Below are 16,306 nucleotides of genomic sequence, written 5' to 3'. Positions count from 1 at the left end.
CGTGGGTGGTGCGGCCACCGGGTTCCCGTCGGCCAGGCGGGTGATCGGTGCGCTGAGGTGGGGCACGGTGGCTCTGCCCGGCTTCGGCTCGCGAGTTCGTCGACGGTACAGCGTGGCGCGATGACTGTGCTGGTGACCGGCGCGAGCGGGTTCGTCGGTAGAGCGATCGTGGGTGGGCTGGTGGCGCGGGGAGTGCCGGTTCGGGCGATGGTCCGGGATTCGGCTTCGGCGCCGGAAGGTGTCGAGGTGGTCGTCGCCGATCTCGGGGACTCCGCCGCGCTGGCGCGGGCGGTCACCGGGGTGCGGGCTGTGGTGCACGCTGCTGCCCTACTCGGCGAATTCGGCAGACCTGCTGAGTTCTTCGCGGTCAATGTGGCGGGAACCGATCGGCTGGTGCAGGAATCCGCGGCGGCCGGGGTGGAGCGGTTCGTGTTCATCGGGAGCCCGAGCGCGTTGATGGCACCCGATGGTGGGGACCAGCTGGGGATCGATGAGACGGTGCCCTATCCTGCACGGTTTCTGAACAGCTATTGCGAAACCAAAGCTGTCGCTGAGCAATTGGTACTCGCCGCTAACGCACCCGGGTTCACGACGTGTTCGTTGCGGCCGCGGGCGGTGTGGGGGCCAGGAGATCGGCGCGGGCCGATCGTGCAGATTCTGGCGAAGTTGCGTGCGGGCCGGTTGCCGGATCTCAGTGGTGGACGCGATGTTCGGGCTTCGCTGTGCTACATCGACCATCTCGTCGACGCCGTGGCGCACGCACTGGAAGCCGAGAATATCGGCGGGCGAGCGTATTTCGTGGCCGATGCGGAACCGGTTTCGGTGTGGCCGACGCTGGATGCCGTGGCAGCACGATTCACGGTGGCCAGGCCGAGCCGCACGGTGCCCGCGCCGGTGCTCGGTGGGACATTGGCTGCGATCGAAACACTGTGGCGGATACCGGCGGTCGCACAGCGGTGGAATCCCCCCTTGTCGCGGTACGCGGTCGCGCTCGTCACGCGGTCGGCGACCTACGACATTTCACGCGCGGAGCGGGAACTGGGCTATCGGCCGACCGTGCCCTTCGCGACCGGCCTGGACAACTTCCACCGCTGGGTCACCCAGATCGGCGGGCTCGACCGGCTGCTGGAGGACATGTGAGTACTCGCGAACCGGGCACACTCTGGGTGGTGATTCCCGCCTTCGACGAAGAAGGTGGCATCGGCAAGACCCTGGATGCCCTAGCAGCGCAACAGGACACGGATTTCACGGTGGTCGTGGTCGACAACAACTCGACCGATCGCACCGTCGAGGTGGTACGGACATTCGCTTCGACGCATCCGGTGCCGCGCATCGTGATGATCGACGAGCAACAGAAAGGCACTGGCGCTGCCGCCGATACCGGAATGCGCTACGCGATTTCGCAGGGCGCAACCTACCTCGCGCGCACCGACGCCGACTGCCTGCCCGCCCCCGACTGGACGCGCCGGATCAAGGCCGGGTTCGACTCCGGTCTGCGGCTGGTCAGTGGTCAGCTGATTCCTCGCACCGACGAAGATGTTTCGCGGATCGACCGCACGATCATCCGGGTGGCCCTGGAAGTAGCGTCGGCCTTCGGCAAAGTGCGTCCGGGCAATCGGGATCCGAAATACCTCGGGCCGTATGTGATGACGCCGGGGTGCAATGTGGCGATCACCGCCGAATTGTATGTCGCCGCCGGGGGTTTCCCGCGGACCGCGATCGAGGATCTGCACGAGGATCGGGCGCTGGTCAACGCGGTGCGCACGATCACCACCGACTACGGCTTGCGCCGGGACATGCGGGTGTACGGCTCGAATCGCCGGGTGCGCGCCTGGGGTATTCGTAAGACACTCGCTTGGTACGCCGATCATCGGTATCGGCCCGAGGTGGTCGATATCCGGTGAGGCGCGCCAGAAACACCCGCGTACCGTCATCGACTACCGAGGGGACCACCGATGACCGATTTTCTCGAACGGCTTGCCGCGCAAGCTGAACGGATTCCGGATGCTTCGGCGCTCGGCACGGTCGGCAAGCGCGCGTTCACCTACCGGGAACTGGTCGATACCGTCGGCCGGGTGGCGCACAACCTCGGCGAGGCGGGGTTCGCGGCGGGTGATCGGATGCTGTTCTCGATCCGGCCGAGCGTGTCGTCGGTGCTGTTGATCTTCGGGGTGATCGCCGCGGGCGGGACGATCGTGTTCGTCGACCCCGGAGTAGGGCCGGAGCTTTTCGCCAAGCGGGTCGGCGTGGTCGAACCTTCCTGGGCTGCCACGGAATCGCTGCTGTACGCGGTGAGCGGTCCGCTCGCCCGCTTCGGGCGCAAGAAGGGGTTGGAACTGCCGCGCTTCGGCGCGCTCGGTGTTCGACATATCCACAGTGGCGTGTGGGTGCCGGGGACGCCGTTCGGGTCGATTCCACTGCGGCGGTTCACCGGTGATGCGCGCGAAACCGCGCTTCCTTCCACGGATCCCGATGCGGCGGCGTTGATCGTGTTCACCTCCGGGACCACCGATGAGCCGAAAGCTGTTGTGCACAACCGTGCTTCGTTGAGTGCGGGGCTTTCCGCGATGGGCGGGCGAACAAGTCTCGCGCCCGGCGCCTTCCTGCACACCGAGCAGCTCATGATGGGGTTGCCCGCGCTGATGGCGGGGGCGCGGTGGGCGATGCCGCGATATCCGCGGTTCGGCACGCATATCGACCCGGTCCGATTCACGCGGAATCTGCGGAGCGCGACGCACGCGTTCTATACCCCGGCCGATCTGGCTGTCGCACTCGATGCTGTCGAAGCCGGTGATCTTTCGGCGCCACCGCAGCTACGTCAGGTGGCTCTCGGCGGGGCACCTGTCACTTCCGCACTCCTTCGCCGGGCGCAGAAGTCGTTGCCCGACACCGAGTTTCTCGCGATCTACGGAATGACGGAGATCCTGCCGGTGGCGGTCGCGACCGGCGCCGCCAAGCTCGCACACGACGGGGATCTGCTCGGGGCACCGGTACGGGGCGTGACGGCGCGGATCGCCGACGATGGCGAACTCGTGTTGTCCGGCCCGAATCTGTGTCGCGGATATCTCGGCGGGGAGCCACTGACCGAGATCGCGACCGGCGACCTCGCGCGCTGGGACGGCAAGCAACTGGTCCTCACCGGACGCAAGAAGGACATGATGATCCGGGGCAAGACCAACATCTACCCGGGGTTGTACGAGCCGGTGATCACCGCGATCGACGGAGTACGCGAGGCGATCATGGTCGGCCTACCGGACGAGATCGGCGACGAGCGGATCGTACTCGCTGTGGTCATCGAGCCTGGAGCTGGGGACGTCGTCGGGCTACTTCGCGAGCGATTGCCGAAAGTCATCGACACCACCGCCGTGCCCGATGACATCGTGGTGCTTGACCGGATTCCGGTCAGCGGACGGACCAACAAGCCGGACCGGGCGGCACTGCGGGAGCTCGTGCGCGGTCTGCTCACCTAAGCCTGCGAATCCGAACCTCCTGTAGCATTCTGTACACCACGTAGCGCCCGCGCGTACACTCACTCCTATGAAGCAGATCCAGCAACGCGACCTTCGCAACGACAGCGGAAAAGTGCTAGCCGCGGTCGAAGCAGGTGAGAGCTTCATCATCACTCGCAACGGCAACCCCGTGGCCAAGCTCGAGCCGCTCGCCCGACGGACCTTTGTGCCTGTCTCCGAGCTGGCCCGTACCAGTGCCCGACTGCCACGTGTCGACTATCAGCAGTGGCGCACCGACCTGGACGCGATGATCGACCCGGAAATGCCCGACGGTGAGTGAGTCCGTCGAGCCACTCCACATCCTCCTCGACACATCGGTCCTCATCGACTACAGCGACGTTCAAGCGAGCCTGCCTGCCGCCGCGGATGCCGCGATCAGCGCCGTCAGCGTCGCCGAACTCGCGGCAGGGATCCACGCCGCCAAGGATCCGGTGCACCAGGCACAGCGCCAACTGCGGTTCCACTGGGTTGTCCGGTCGTTCGAACCGCTCCCGTTCGATATCGACACCGCGCACGTATACGGGTCGCTGGCGTTGCTGGTCGAGCAGATCGGCCGCAAGCCCCGGCGCCGGGTCGCTGACCTGCAGATCGCGGCCACGGCCGTCCAACATGCGCTGCCGCTCTACACCCGAAATCCCGACGACTTCAAGGGACTCGGTCCGCTGATCAACATCGTCGCCGTGTAGCCGCTGAGTCAGCGGGTGACGGAGCGAATGGTTCGGTCGGCCATGGACTCGATGGTTGTTCGCGGGAGCATCGTGTCGACGTAGCAGAAGGTGATCGACATCGTGGTGCCGAGGGTGGCAACCGCAACGGTGAGGGCGCTGGCGCAGGAGTTCGTTCCGGCGACGGTGAGAGCGGTGATGTGCAGGGGCTCAGGGGTTTCGGGTGGGGTCAGGCTTCCGAGGTTGCTGAGGGTGACGTTCCAGGGGGCACGGCGATCGATGAGTTCGATGGTGCGCCTGCCGGATTCGAGGGAGCGGGGGCAGCCGTAGCGGATGGCGGCCAGGGCGGTGAGGTCGTTGTTGTTCGCTAGCCGCTGGGCCAGTTGGCTTTTCGCTGCACGGGCCGCCTCCCAGAGGGAGTGGGCCGGGCCGTAGGGGACGACAGTGGGGACTACCGCGGTGAACATGCCGGGCTCGTCGTCGGCCGGGGGCGGGTTCAGGCGGGAGCGGACGTCTACCGGGATGCCGATGCCTGCGACGCCGGAGGGTCGGGGGGCGAGTTCGCCGAGGGCGTTGGCCAGCGCGGCGGTCAATGCGGCGTTGATGGTGACGTCGTGCTGGTGGCAGCGGGTGCGAAGGCCGGTGAGAGTTTCACCCTCGATGGTGCGAATCACGGTGCGGGTGCGGCGAATCGGGAGCGGTGGCGGGGTACCGGGCAGGCTGGTCGGGCGGCGGGCCATGGCGGTGAGCTGGCCGGTGATGTTGGCGCGTAGGCAGCGTACGAGGCGCGTGTGCGCGGGTGGGATGAGGTCGTCGGGGGCCGGGATCGGTGGGCGCGAGGCCGTGCGGAGCGGAGATCCGAAGGCGTAAGCGAGGATTCGCCACACCGATGATGCCATCGAGCGGCCGTCTACCAGGACGTGGGACAACACGAGGATCAGGTCGTGGTGTTCCTCGGAAGTGCCTGGGCGCCAAGCCAAATCGATGAGTCGTCCCGGTGCCGTCGCCAGGTCGATGGGCTCGGCCAGCTGTTCGTCGAAGACCGTGCGCCACTCGTCGGGGTCATCGGCGATGCGGTGCAGGACCGGTAGGTGCGGGTCGGCGGACGGGGCGAAACGCGGGCCGTCGACAACCGTTGTTCGCAGCAACGGAAACTCCGCGACCAGCGCGTCGGTGGCCTCTTCGAGACGGTAGGCACCGATCGGGCCGCGCACCCGCAATCGGACGACGCAATTGGCCGGCGACAACTGATCGACGAGCCAGAACCACCGTTCCGATGCCGACAGCGGCCGCATCACCTCACCCAACGCGGCCTCCCTTGTATCGGCAACTGTGTCACGCGAGCGTAGCGAACCGGCATCCGCTCGATACTCAGCTCTTTCACATGGTGTTACTACATGCGTATTATGGACTTATGGGTTTCGAGTGGCCTGATTGGGCGATCGCTCACCTGATCGGCATCGAACCCAGCGAGGTTCGGCAGGTCCTCGCAGCGTCACGACGGTGGCCACGCCCGGCTTTCGACGGCCAGGTGACCGTCCTGACGGTGTGGGGGCGCACCACAGCAGGCCGCCCGCTGATCGTGGTGATGCGACAGCGGGAGGACTGGACGTGGGTGATCATCGGCGCACGCACGATGCGCGCCGAGGAACTGGCGCAATTCGAGCAGTGGGAAAGTGGGAGCCAATCATGAGCGAGCCAGGACTTCCGTCCAGCAGAGAAGAACTCGCCGACTTCATGGATCGGCTGAGTTTCTCCGACGAGCCCACCGACGCCCCACCACGCCTTCCCGTCAACGAAGACATCATGGTGACCACGTCGATCCGCCTCCCCCTCGGCCTACACAGCCGCCTGAAAACCCTCGCCGACGAACGCCGCGTAGGCGTGTCGACCCTGCTCCGAGAATGGGCCGAAGCGGCCGTCGCCGATATCGACGACGAAGACCAGATGATCTCCCTGGCCGAAGCCAAACGCGCGCTTTCGCGCGTCCACCCGATCCACCGGGCCAGTTGACGATCTAAGAGTGTCGCTATCGCGGTGAAGTGCCCGCCGCTGCCGGCAGCACGCGAACCGTGCAGGTGATTCCAGGAGCGTTCGCCAACCGCGAATCAGTGGTGAGCAAGTCGCAGCCGTAGGCCTCAGCCGCGGCGACGTAGGTGGCATCGTAGGCGGTCAGGTTGTCGTGTAGCTCCCATATTCTCGGGACGAGAACGCGGGTTACCGGGACTTCGGGGTCCAGCTTTTCCACGGCGGTGACCGCTCGGGCCGCTTGCTCGGTGGTGATGGTGCCCGCCCGGGTGAAGCGGCGGATCACCGAGAGGACCTCGACAGTCCAGTGCTGCGGGGCGATCCAGCGGTTGTCGGCTTCCAGGGCGGTGCGACAGCTGTCACCGAGGGGATCAGGATTCAGGAGAGCATGGACGAAGACCGGGGCATCGACCACGATCACTCGCCGATCTCCGGACCGTCCAGCACCGAATCACGCTCCGCGCGTTCAGCATCCAGGGCCACCACGACTTCCTGCGCGGTGAAAGCGACGTCCCACGTCGCGGGACTGAACTGTTTGAGAACCGCGATGTTGTCCTGACGGCGAGCTTCATCGCGGACCAGGTCGAACAGGAAAGCCTGCAGCGACTGCCCTCGTCGCTGCGCCAGCGCGACCAACTGATCACGCAGCGGCTCTGGAACGTCACGAATCTGCAAGGCGACCATGCATGCAATTGCACATGCACGACTGACGGGTCGGAAGACGACCGAGGCCTCCGCAAAAAAGCGGGGCCTCGGTCGTGCTGATCAGCTAGCTCTGTCTCAGCGGCGGCGCTTGCCGCCCTTCGAATCGGTGCGAGCCGCTTCACGGCGTTCGCGGCGGGTGCCCGACTGCTGGCCGCCGCCGTATTCCTGGGCGTCGGAGTGGGATTCGGCGCGGCCGTCTTCGGCGGGGCCCGAGTAGTTCATCGCTCGGGGTGCCTGGTCGCCGATTCCCTTGGCACGCAAGGCCGGTGGGGCCTGGGTTTCGGTGGGGGTGGCCTGGGGGCGGGCGCCGACGGGGGAACGCAGGCCCTTGTCGATCGAGACGCCTTCGGGCTGGGGCTGCTGGACTTCCACCTGGAGGTTGAAGAGGAAGCCGACCGACTCCTCTTTCAGGCCTTCCAGCATGGCGGCGAACATGTCGAAGCCTTCGCGCTGGTACTCGACCAGCGGGTCGCGCTGGGCCATGGCGCGCAGGCCGATGCCCTCCTTGAGGTAGTCCATCTCGTAGAGGTGTTCGCGCCACTTGCGGTCCAGGACCGAGAGCAGGACCTGGCGTTCCAGGTTGCGCATGGCGCCTTCGCCGGCGAGGCCGTCGATCTCCTGTTCGCGCTTCTCGTAGGCGTTGTGCGCGTCTTCGAGGAGGGTCTCGCGGAGTTCGTCGCGGGTGAGTTCGCCCGCGTCGCCGGTGGCGGTCTCGCCGGCGAGTTCCTTGTGGTCCAGGCTCACCGGGTAGAGGGTCTTGAGGGCGGTCCAGAGCTTGTCCAGATCCCAGTCCTCGACATAGCCCTCGACAGTGGCACCGTCGACGTAGGCGGTGGTCACGTCGGTGATCATGTTCTGAACCTGACCCTCCATGTCCTCGCCACGCAGGATCTGGTTGCGCTCGCCGTAGATGACGGTGCGCTGCTGGTTCATGACCTCGTCGTACTTCAGCACGTTCTTGCGGATCTCGAAGTTCTGCTGCTCGACCTGGGTCTGTGCGCTCTTGATGGCCTTGGAGACCATCTTCGCCTCGATCGGCACATCGTCGGGCAGGTTCAGCCGCGTCATGATCGACTCGAGCGCGGCACCGTTGAAGCGGCGCATCAGCTCGTCGCCCAGCGAGAGGTAGAAGCGGGACTCGCCCGGGTCGCCCTGGCGGCCCGAACGTCCACGCAGCTGGTTGTCGATCCGACGCGACTCGTGGCGCTCGGTGCCGAGCACGTAGAGACCGCCTGCCTCACGAACCGTTTCGGCGTCGTCCTCGGTCTGCTTCTTGACCTGCTCGAGCGCGGAATGCCAGGCGGCCTCGTACTCGTCGGGGGTGTTCACCGGGTCGAGGCCCTGCTTGCGCAGCAGGATGTCGGCGATGATGTCGGCGTTGCCGCCGAGCACGATGTCGGTACCACGACCGGCCATATTGGTGGCCACGGTGACCGCGCCGGGACGACCGGCCTCGGCGATGATCTGGGCTTCCTGCTCGTGGAACTTCGCGTTCAGCACCGAGTGGGCCACACCGCGTTTGGTGAACTGCTTGGACAGATACTCCGAGCGCTCCACGCTGGTGGTACCGATCAGGACCGGCTGACCCTTCTCGTGCCGCTCGGTCACGTCGTCGACGACCGCGGCGAACTTGGCCTCTTCGGACTTGTAGATCAGGTCGGCCTGGTCCTTGCGGACCATCGGCTTGTTCGTCGGGATCGGGACCACGCCGAGGTTGTAGATCGAGTGCAGCTCGGCGGCCTCGGTCTCGGCGGTACCGGTCATGCCGGACAGCCTGGTGTAGAGGCGGAAGTAGTTCTGCAGGGTGATCGTGGCCAGGGTCTGGTTCTCCGGCTGGATCTCGACCTTCTCCTTGGCCTCGATCGCCTGGTGCATGCCCTCGTTGTAGCGGCGGCCGACCAGGATGCGGCCGGTGAACTCGTCGACGATGATCACTTCGCCGTCGCGGACGATGTAGTCCTTGTCGCGCTGGTAGAGCTCCTTGGCCTTGATGGCGTTGTTCAGGTAGCTCACCAGCGACGAGTTCGCGCTCTCGTAGAGGTTGTCGATGCCGAGCTGATCCTCGACGAACTCCACGCCCGCCTCGTGCACACCGATGGTGCGCTTCTTGATGTCGGTCTCGTAGTGGACGTCCTTCTTGAGCAGCGGCGCGATGCGCGCGAACTCGGCGTACCACTTCGAGGAGGCGTCGGCCGGGCCCGAGATGATCAGCGGGGTGCGGGCCTCGTCGATGAGGATCGAGTCGACCTCGTCGACCACGGCGAAGTTGTGACCACGCTGGACGAGATCGTCCAGGGAGTGAGTCATGTTGTCGCGCAGGTAATCGAAGCCGAACTCGTTGTTCGTGCCGTAGGTGATGTCGGCGGCGTAGGCCACCCGACGCTCGGCGGGGGTCATCCCGCCCAGGATCACGCCGACCTCGAAACCGAGGAAACGGTGCACGCGGCCCATCCACTCGGCGTCGCGCTTGGCCAGGTAGTCGTTGACCGTGACCACGTGCACGCCATCGCCGGAGATGGCGTTGAGGTACGCGGGGAGCACACAGGTCAGGGTCTTGCCCTCACCGGTCTTCATCTCCGAGATATTGCCCAGGTGCAGCGAGGCGCCACCCATGATCTGAACCTTGTAGTGCTTCTGGTTCAGCACGCGCCAGGACGCCTCACGCGCCACGGCGAAGGCCTCGAGCAGCAGGTCGTCGAGGGTTTCCCCGTCGGCGTAGCGCTGGCGGAACTCGTCGGTCTTGGCGCGCAGCTCGTCGTCGGTCAGCGCTTCGATCTCGTCGCCGTACGCGATGACCTCATCGGCGAGGTGCGAGAGCCGCTTGACCATGCGACCTTCACCAATCCGTAGCAACCTCGTCAGTGTCAGCGCAGGCACGGGTCTCGTCAGTCCTCTGGTCGGAGTGTCTTTAACGGCGATGGTAGTCCGCAGACCACCGTACCCGGCGGCGTGGACCCGTGCCCGACGTACCGGGGCAGTCATTGCCCCAGGTCACAATGCCCGGCGAGCCTCGTTGCCCGGCACCGCGATTCACCTGCCGTGACGTAGGATGTAGCGCGTGCCCGATCAGCGCCATACGGCACCGAAAGGAGCTTCGGAGCGCGTGATCACGAGATTGACGCCGCAGGACGCGTCGTTCTATCGGCTCGAGTCGAGCAGCAACCCGATCCACATCGGCTCTCTCGCGATCCTGAACAACTCCGCCCCCGACGGCGAGGGCCAGGTACTCGACTACGAACGCCTCGTCGACCTGGTCGAATCCCGGCTACCGCTGGTACCGCGCTACCGCCGCAAGGTGCGCGAGATCCCACTCGCCATGGGCAGGCCGGTATGGGTCGAGGACAGTCGCTTCGACATCAGCTATCACATCCGCCGCTCCGCGCTGCCCGGTCCTGGCAGCGACTGCCAGCTCTACGATCTCGTCGCCCGGCTCGCGTCGCGACCCCTGGATCAGGGGCGACCGCTGTGGGAGATGTATCTGATCGAAGGGCTCGCCGACGGGCGCGCCGCGGTGTTCACCAAGTCGCACTCGGCGCTCGTCGACGGTGATACCGCCCTCGAGATCGGGCACGTGATCCTCGACAACTCCCCGCTGCCGCGCGAACTGGCCGACGACTCGTGGCGGGCGCCGCGCGAACCCACCGATGTGGAATTGCTGGCCGGGGCGCTGTCGCAGCTGGCCGCGCAGCCGCGCGAAGCCTACGGCGTGATGCGCGACGCGGGATCGAACGCGTTCGGGGTGGTGCGCGGCACGCGGATGGCGGTGAAGGCCGCGGCCAATGTGGTGCGCGCGGCGACGTCGAGCGCGGCGCCGGACAGCCCGCTCAACGCCCGCACCTCGCGCAGCCGCCGCTTCGACGTGGTGTGCACCGATCTCGACGACTACCGCACGATCCGCAGGCATTTCGACTGCTCGATCAACGACGCGGTGCTCGCGGTGGTCACCGGGGCGCTGCGCAACTGGTTGCTCTCCCGCAACGAAGCACTGGTCGAGTCGACCAATCTGCGCGCGGTGGTGCCGATGTCGGTCTACGTCGACGGCGACAACCAGCTGACCCCGGCCAGCGAGGTGTCCTCGTTCCTCATCGATCTGCCCGTGGGCGAACCGAATCCGACGATGCGCCTGTCGCACATCTCGCACGCCACCGAGGCCGCGGGCAGGCAGCGTCGCGGGGTGCGGGCCCGCACGCTCGTGCACCTGGCCGGATTCGCGCCCGCGAGCCTGCACGCGATGAGTGTGCGGGCGGCGAGTACCTTCGCCGACAACAGTTTCAATCTGGTGATCACCAACGCGCCGGGACCACAGACCGCGATGTACATCGGCGGGGCTCGCATGCTGGAGATGTATCCGGTATCGCCGCTGCTGCGCAATCAGACCTTGAGTTTCGGGCTCACCTCGTACGACGGTCAGGTCTTCTACGGACTCAACGCCGACCGCGACGCCATGGCCGACATCGATGTTCTCGCGGCATCGGTGCACGAATCGATGGAGGAGTTGCTCGGTGCCTGTCTCTGAGAACGACACGATGCGCGTCTACATCCCGGCGACGATTCCGCTGCTGCGCCAACTCGTCGACGAGCAGCAGCTGCTCCCGCTCGGCGCGACCGCGTTCGCCGTGACCCCAGCCCTGCGCGAGGCCTACGCCGCGGGCGACGACGAGGAACTCGCCGAAGTGGCGATGCAAGAAGCCGCACGGGCCTCCATGCGGTTGATCGCCGCCGAGCGCGACGGGCTCGACGATCCCGACGACGACGCCCAGGGCGAAGCGGCCGGCCCGGGTAGCCCGGTGTATCGGCGCGCGGTGATCGCGGCGGATGTGCCAGGGGCGAAGCTGCGGCCCGATCTCGACGATGCGGTGGTGAAGCTGTCGGGGGCGATCAGCTTCAAGCAGGTCGCCGCGGTGCATGTCGACCTTGCCGAGGCGGAGCCGCAGGTCGCCAAGGCCGTGGACGTCATCGATGCCGCCGACCTCGGTGATACCGACGCGGAATTCGTCCTCGGCGACGCCGAGGACCATCAGCTTGCCTGGTACGCGCCACAGGAGCTGCCGTTCCTGCTCGAACTCCTGTAATTCGCGGTTCTCGGCCCTGTCACCCCGATTCTTCCCTCCCTGCGGGCACTCCTTCGTCGCACCCCTCCGGTCAGTCCGAAACCGGGGGTGGGCCGAGCACTCAGAATGTTCACAACTAGCGCTCAACCTACGATGCCGTAACCTGGCTGCGAGCGAGTCACCCCACGGTGGCTCGAATGCACGACAGGGAGAAATCGCAGCGCATGGTCCTCAATAAGTTCCGGGAATGGCTCGAAGCACCGGCGGCGCAGGTCGCCGATCGCGGCGGCAAGCTCAACGTGTTGCGCGGCGCGGTAGCCCGGGTGACCACTCCCCTGCTGCCCGATGACTATCTACACCTGGCCAATCCGCTGTGGTCGGCGCGCGAGCTGCGCGGGCGCATCGTCGAGGTGCAGAAGGAGACCGCCGACTCGGCGACGCTGGTGATCAAGCCGGGCTGGGGCTTCGATTTCAAGTACCGCCCTGGGCAGTACATCGGCATCGGCATCCTGATCGACGGCCGCTGGAACTGGCGTTCCTACTCGCTGACCTGCCCCCCGGACTGGACCGGCGAGGGCGGCAAACGACTCATCTCCATCGCGGTGAAGGCGATGCCGGAGGGCAAGCTGTCAAGCCACCTTGTCAACGGGGTGGCCGCGGGCACCATCGTGCGCCTTGCCGCGCCGCAGGGCGGGTTCGTGCTGCCCGAGCCGCCGCCGTCGAAGGTGCTGTTCCTCACTGCGGGCAGCGGTATCACCCCGGTGATGTCGATGCTGCGCACGATGGACCGCCGCGACGGCGTCAACGACGTGGTGCACGTCCATTCCGCGCCCACCGACGCCGATGTGATGTTCGGCGCGGAACTGCGCGCCCTGCACGACAAGCACCCCAGCTTCGTCTCCCACCTGCAACTCACCGATGAGCAGGGCCTGTTCTCCCTGGCCGGCCTCGACGAGCTGTACCCCGACTGGCGCGAACGCGAGACCTGGGCCTGCGGACCGGCCCCGATGCTCGACGCGATCGAGCACCACTGGAAGAACGCGGGTGTGGCCGGCAAGCTGCACATCGAACGCTTCGAGGTGGAACGCTCCGCGATCGGCGAGGGCGGCACCGTGACGTTCGGCACCACCGGGCGCACCCTCACCGTCGACGGTGCGACCAGCCTGCTCGAAGCCGGAGAATCCGTCGGCGTGCAGCTGCCCTTCGGCTGCCGGATGGGCATCTGCCAGACCTGCGTGGTGACCATCTCCGCCGGACACGCCCGCGATCTGCGCAACGGCGACGAACGTCAGCCCGGTGACAAGGTGCAAACCTGCATTTCCGCCGCCGCGGGCGACTGCACGCTCGACATCTAACCGGTTGCCGAACCGCTGACCGGGTACCCTCGATGTATGCGTCGGGCACAACCCGTGACCGACGGCAATCGGTTAGGCCCCTCGCTTCGATCTTTGCCTGCGGGCGCGACTTAGGATCACTCACAGGCCGAACAGCATCGAGGGCGCGAACCCGAGGCGCGCAGCGCCCGGTACTCGGCCGTCTCGATCTGGACTGACCGCGGTACCAGCCGCTCGTAAACACAGGAGGACCCCCGGTGGCCATCACCGATATCCAGGCCTTCGCCCATCTGACGGCGGCCGACATCGAGACACTGGGGAAAGAACTCGATTCGATCCGCCGCTCGGTGGAGACCTCGCGCGGCGAACACGACGCAAAGTACATCCGCCGCACCATCGCGGCCCAGCGCGCCCTCGAGGTCGCCGGGCGCGCGGTGCTGTTCGGTAGCCGTAACCGCTGGGCCTGGCTCGGTGGTACCGCGATGCTCTCGGTCGCCAAGATCATCGAGAACATGGAGCTCGGCCACAATGTGAGCCACGGCCAGTGGGATTGGATGAACGATCCCGAGATCCACTCCACCAGCTGGGAGTGGGACATGACGGGCCCGTCGGCGCAGTGGCGGCGCGCGCACAACTATTCGCACCACACCTACACCAATGTCCTTGGCAAGGACGAGGATCTGGGCTTCGGCATTCTGCGGATGACCCGCGACGAGGCGTGGCGCCCGCTGCACCTGGCACAGCCCGCCGCCAATCTGCTGCTTGCCGCGACCTTCGAGTGGGGTATCGCACTGCACGATCTCGGCATCGAGAAGGAGCTGGCCGGGGTCGATCCCGGCGCGAAGACCTCACCGCAAGATATCGAGTTCTACCGCAAGGCGGGCCGCCAGGTCGCCAAGGATTTCGTGCTCTACCCAGCACTGACCGGACCTGCCTGGAAGTCGACGATCAAGGCCAACGCCACCGCCAATCTGGTGCGCAATCTCTGGTCCTACGCCGTGATCTTCTGCGGGCATTTCCCCGACGGCGCGCAGAAGTTCACCTCAGAACAGCTCGACGGGGAAACCCAGGGCGAGTGGTACCTGCGCCAGATGCTGGGCAGCGCCAACTTCAAGGCCGGTCCCGTGATGGCCTTCATGAGCGGCAACCTCTGCTACCAGATCGAGCACCACCTGTTCCCCGACCTGCCGAGCAACCGGTACTCGGAGGTGGCGGTACGGGTGCGCGAGCTGTGCGACAAGTACGACCTGCCCTACACCACCGGCTCGCTGGGCAAGCAGTACCTGCTGGCCTTCCGCACCATCCACAAGCTGGCGCTGCCGGACCGCTTCCTCAAGCGCACCGCCGACGATGCCCCCGAGACGTCATCGGAGCGCAAGTTCGCCGGTATCTCACTGCCCGAGAGCCTGCGGGTCGACCCGGAGACCGGCAAGCGTTTCGGTCTGCGTTCGGCGCTGCACGATGCGAAGGTCACCCTCGAGATCAAGGCACGGCACGAGAAGGAAGTGCTGCGCGAGGCGAAGACGGCGCTCAAGGCACGAGCCCGGCAGGAGAAGCTGGCCTTGCGCGAGGCCAAGCGGGCGCTCGGCGAACGCGCTGTGCGCGAGCGGGGGGTACTGCGCGCCAAAGCAGCTCGCCGCATGGCTCGCCACGCCTGATAACATTTACATCTCAATTGCGCAATAGGACTTATCACACATTTCGTCCCGAAAATCGCCAACCTACGCTCTCGTAACTTACGGTACTGTAGCCGCCATGGCGATCTCGGATGTCAAGGAATACGCGCACCTCACCGCAGCGGATGTCGAAGCTCTAGGTGCGGAGTTCGATGCGATCCGCCGGGAGATCGAATCCTCCCGCGGAGCGGCGGACGCGCGCTATATCCGCAACGTCATCCGGTTACAGCGCGCGCTCGAGATCAGCGGCCGCACGGTGCTGTTCGCCAGCTTCCTGCCGCCGGCCTGGCTGGCCGGTGTCGCCCTGCTCAGCTCCGCCAAGATCATCGAGAACATGGAGATCGGGCACAACGTCATGCACGGGCAGTGGGACTGGATGAACGATCCGGAAGTCCACTCCACCTCGTGGGAGTGGGACATCGTCGGTCCCTCCGCGCACTGGAAGATCACCCACAACTTCCTGCATCACAAGTACACCAACGTGCTCGGCATGGACGACGACATCGGCTACGGCCTCCTGCGCGTGACCCGTGATCAGCGCTGGATGCCGTTCCACCTGGGCAATCCCATCTACAACTTCCTGCTGCAAGCGCTGTTCGAGTACGGCGTCGCGGTCCAGCACCTCGAGCTGGGCAAGGTCGCCAAGAAGAAGTGGGACAAGGACTCGCCCGAGTGGAAGCAGTTCGAAGCCGACCGCACCCTGGTACTGAAGAAGATCGGCAAGCAGGTCGCCAAGGACTACGTGGTCTTCCCGCTGCTCACCGGCCCGTCGTTCGTAACTACGCTCACGGCCAATATCGCCGCCAACGTGATCCGCAATGTGTGGACCAACGCGATCATCTTCTGCGGCCACTTCCCCGACGGCGCCGAGAAGTTCACCAAGGCCGATATCGAGAACGAGACCAAGGGTGAGTGGTACCTGCGCCAGATGCTCGGCAGCGCCAACATCACCGGCGGACCGCTGCTGAACTTCATGAGCGGCAACCTCAGCCACCAGATCGAGCACCACCTGTTCCCCGACCTGCCGAGCAACCGCTACGCCGCCATCGCGGTGCGGGTGCGTGAGCTGGCCGAGAAGTACGACCTGCCCTACACCACCGGCTCGCTGCCGGTGCAGTACTTCAAGTCGTGGCGCACCATCCTCAAGCTCTCGCTGCCGAACAAGTACCTGCGCCACACCACCGACGACGCGCCGGAGACCAAGTCCGAGCGTCTGTTCGCGGGCAACACCACCCCCACGATCGACCCGATGACCGGCCGTCGCCAGGGCTTGCGCACCGCACTGTCCGCCGGTCGTAAGCTGGCCCGCCGTACGGTGGCCTGAGGCGGCTGCGGTTG

16 protein-coding genes are annotated in these 16,306 nt (G+C 66.1%); 12 read left to right on the top strand and 4 right to left on the bottom strand.

The annotated features are described in order from the left end of the window. The first annotated feature begins 120 nt into the window (after positions 1 to 120). The 5 genes from ACTWPB_RS13660 (at position 121) to ACTWPB_RS13640 (ending at position 4,195) form a co-directional block, all read left to right on the top strand. Positions 121 to 1,140 carry an NAD-dependent epimerase/dehydratase family protein gene (locus tag ACTWPB_RS13660; RefSeq protein ID WP_446226013.1) on the top strand — a complete coding sequence of 340 codons (1,020 nt, stop codon included), beginning with the start codon at positions 121 to 123 and terminating at the stop codon, positions 1,138 to 1,140. Beyond that, on the top strand, positions 1,137 to 1,904 hold the full coding sequence (locus tag ACTWPB_RS13655; RefSeq protein WP_446226012.1) for a glycosyltransferase family 2 protein: 768 nt from the start codon (positions 1,137 to 1,139) through the stop codon (positions 1,902 to 1,904). Before ACTWPB_RS13660 ends, ACTWPB_RS13655 begins: the two co-directional genes overlap by 4 nt. Positions 1,905 to 1,955: 51 nt before the next feature. Beyond that, positions 1,956 to 3,470, top strand: a complete 1,515-nt coding sequence (locus ACTWPB_RS13650) for a class I adenylate-forming enzyme family protein (RefSeq protein ID WP_446226011.1) — start codon at positions 1,956 to 1,958, stop codon at positions 3,468 to 3,470. A gap of 67 nt (positions 3,471 to 3,537) precedes the next feature. Further along, a complete protein-coding gene (locus ACTWPB_RS13645; protein WP_446226010.1) occupies positions 3,538 to 3,789 on the top strand; it encodes a type II toxin-antitoxin system Phd/YefM family antitoxin in 252 nt (83 codons plus the stop codon). Further along, positions 3,782 to 4,195, top strand: coding sequence for a PIN domain-containing protein (locus ACTWPB_RS13640; protein ID WP_446226009.1), 414 nt, complete (start codon positions 3,782 to 3,784; stop codon positions 4,193 to 4,195). Before ACTWPB_RS13645 ends, ACTWPB_RS13640 begins: the two co-directional genes overlap by 8 nt. Before the next feature lie 8 nt (positions 4,196 to 4,203). Here the strand turns inward: ACTWPB_RS13640 and ACTWPB_RS13635 are convergent, their stop codons facing one another. Beyond that, positions 4,204 to 5,472, bottom strand: coding sequence for a phthiocerol/phthiodiolone dimycocerosyl transferase family protein (locus ACTWPB_RS13635; RefSeq protein ID WP_446226334.1), 1,269 nt, complete (start codon positions 5,470 to 5,472; stop codon positions 4,204 to 4,206). A 116-nt stretch (positions 5,473 to 5,588) separates the two neighbouring features. Between ACTWPB_RS13635 and ACTWPB_RS13630 the strand changes: the two genes are divergently transcribed. Next, positions 5,589 to 5,867, top strand: a complete 279-nt coding sequence (locus tag ACTWPB_RS13630) for a hypothetical protein (protein WP_101466053.1) — start codon at positions 5,589 to 5,591, stop codon at positions 5,865 to 5,867. Continuing rightward, positions 5,864 to 6,187: a hypothetical protein gene (locus tag ACTWPB_RS13625; RefSeq protein WP_446226008.1), complete on the top strand. Its 324-nt coding sequence runs from the start codon at positions 5,864 to 5,866 to the stop codon at positions 6,185 to 6,187. The genes ACTWPB_RS13630 and ACTWPB_RS13625 overlap by 4 nt, the downstream gene beginning before the upstream one ends. Before the next feature lie 16 nt (positions 6,188 to 6,203). Here ACTWPB_RS13625 and ACTWPB_RS13620 read toward each other — a convergent pair whose 3' ends face one another. From ACTWPB_RS13620 to secA, 3 genes are all read right to left on the bottom strand, one after another. Beyond that, entirely contained in the window at positions 6,204 to 6,623 is a 420-nt protein-coding gene (locus tag ACTWPB_RS13620) for a type II toxin-antitoxin system VapC family toxin (protein WP_446226007.1), read from the bottom strand. Then, the gene (locus ACTWPB_RS13615) at positions 6,620 to 6,886 is read right to left on the bottom strand and encodes a hypothetical protein (RefSeq protein ID WP_446226006.1); all 267 of its coding nucleotides are present in this window, start codon (positions 6,884 to 6,886) and stop codon (positions 6,620 to 6,622) included. The genes ACTWPB_RS13620 and ACTWPB_RS13615 overlap by 4 nt, the downstream gene beginning before the upstream one ends. 96 nt (positions 6,887 to 6,982) lie before the next feature. Beyond that, a complete protein-coding gene (gene secA / locus ACTWPB_RS13610; protein WP_446226005.1) occupies positions 6,983 to 9,784 on the bottom strand; it encodes a preprotein translocase subunit SecA in 2,802 nt (933 codons plus the stop codon). 226 nt (positions 9,785 to 10,010) lie between these two features. Between secA and ACTWPB_RS13605 the strand changes: the two genes are divergently transcribed. The 5 genes from ACTWPB_RS13605 to ACTWPB_RS13585 all read left to right on the top strand — a co-directional run bounded on the left by ACTWPB_RS13605 (position 10,011) and on the right by ACTWPB_RS13585 (position 16,292). Beyond that, on the top strand, positions 10,011 to 11,423 hold the full coding sequence (locus ACTWPB_RS13605) for a WS/DGAT/MGAT family O-acyltransferase (protein WP_446226004.1): 1,413 nt from the start codon (positions 10,011 to 10,013) through the stop codon (positions 11,421 to 11,423). A 10-nt stretch (positions 11,424 to 11,433) separates the two neighbouring features. After that, positions 11,434 to 11,979, top strand: a complete 546-nt coding sequence (locus ACTWPB_RS13600) for a DUF6912 family protein (protein ID WP_446226333.1) — start codon at positions 11,434 to 11,436, stop codon at positions 11,977 to 11,979. 203 nt (positions 11,980 to 12,182) lie between these two features. Continuing rightward, positions 12,183 to 13,313: a ferredoxin reductase gene (locus ACTWPB_RS13595; protein ID WP_446226332.1), complete on the top strand. Its 1,131-nt coding sequence runs from the start codon at positions 12,183 to 12,185 to the stop codon at positions 13,311 to 13,313. Between the two features lie 236 nt (positions 13,314 to 13,549). Then, a complete protein-coding gene (locus ACTWPB_RS13590; protein WP_446226003.1) occupies positions 13,550 to 14,950 on the top strand; it encodes a fatty acid desaturase family protein in 1,401 nt (466 codons plus the stop codon). A 97-nt stretch (positions 14,951 to 15,047) separates the two neighbouring features. Next, a complete protein-coding gene (locus tag ACTWPB_RS13585; protein WP_446226002.1) occupies positions 15,048 to 16,292 on the top strand; it encodes a fatty acid desaturase family protein in 1,245 nt (414 codons plus the stop codon). The last annotated feature ends 14 nt before the right edge of the window (positions 16,293 to 16,306 follow it).

This window comes from Nocardia sp. IBHARD005 (genome assembly GCF_052814245.1).
The sequence above is the reverse complement of the archived record's forward strand: the minus strand, read 5'-3'. Positions and strand labels throughout refer to the sequence as shown.

What these genes read in the sequence shown, in the direction of transcription:
- ACTWPB_RS13660 (WP_446226013.1), top strand. Translation starts at nt 121, where the DNA reads ATGACTGTGCTGGTGACCGGCGCGAGCGGGTTCGTCGGTAGAGCGATC.
- ACTWPB_RS13650 (WP_446226011.1), top strand. Translation starts at nt 1,956, where the DNA reads ATGACCGATTTTCTCGAACGGCTTGCCGCGCAAGCTGAACGGATTCCG.
- ACTWPB_RS13645 (WP_446226010.1), top strand. Translation starts at nt 3,538, where the DNA reads ATGAAGCAGATCCAGCAACGCGACCTTCGCAACGACAGCGGAAAAGTG.
- ACTWPB_RS13630 (WP_101466053.1), top strand. Translation starts at nt 5,589, where the DNA reads ATGGGTTTCGAGTGGCCTGATTGGGCGATCGCTCACCTGATCGGCATC.
- ACTWPB_RS13625 (WP_446226008.1), top strand. Translation starts at nt 5,864, where the DNA reads ATGAGCGAGCCAGGACTTCCGTCCAGCAGAGAAGAACTCGCCGACTTC.
- ACTWPB_RS13615 (WP_446226006.1), bottom strand. Translation starts at nt 6,886, where the DNA reads ATGGTCGCCTTGCAGATTCGTGACGTTCCAGAGCCGCTGCGTGATCAG.
- ACTWPB_RS13600 (WP_446226333.1), top strand. Translation starts at nt 11,434, where the DNA reads ATGCGCGTCTACATCCCGGCGACGATTCCGCTGCTGCGCCAACTCGTC.
- ACTWPB_RS13595 (WP_446226332.1), top strand. Translation starts at nt 12,183, where the DNA reads ATGGTCCTCAATAAGTTCCGGGAATGGCTCGAAGCACCGGCGGCGCAG.
- ACTWPB_RS13585 (WP_446226002.1), top strand. Translation starts at nt 15,048, where the DNA reads ATGGCGATCTCGGATGTCAAGGAATACGCGCACCTCACCGCAGCGGAT.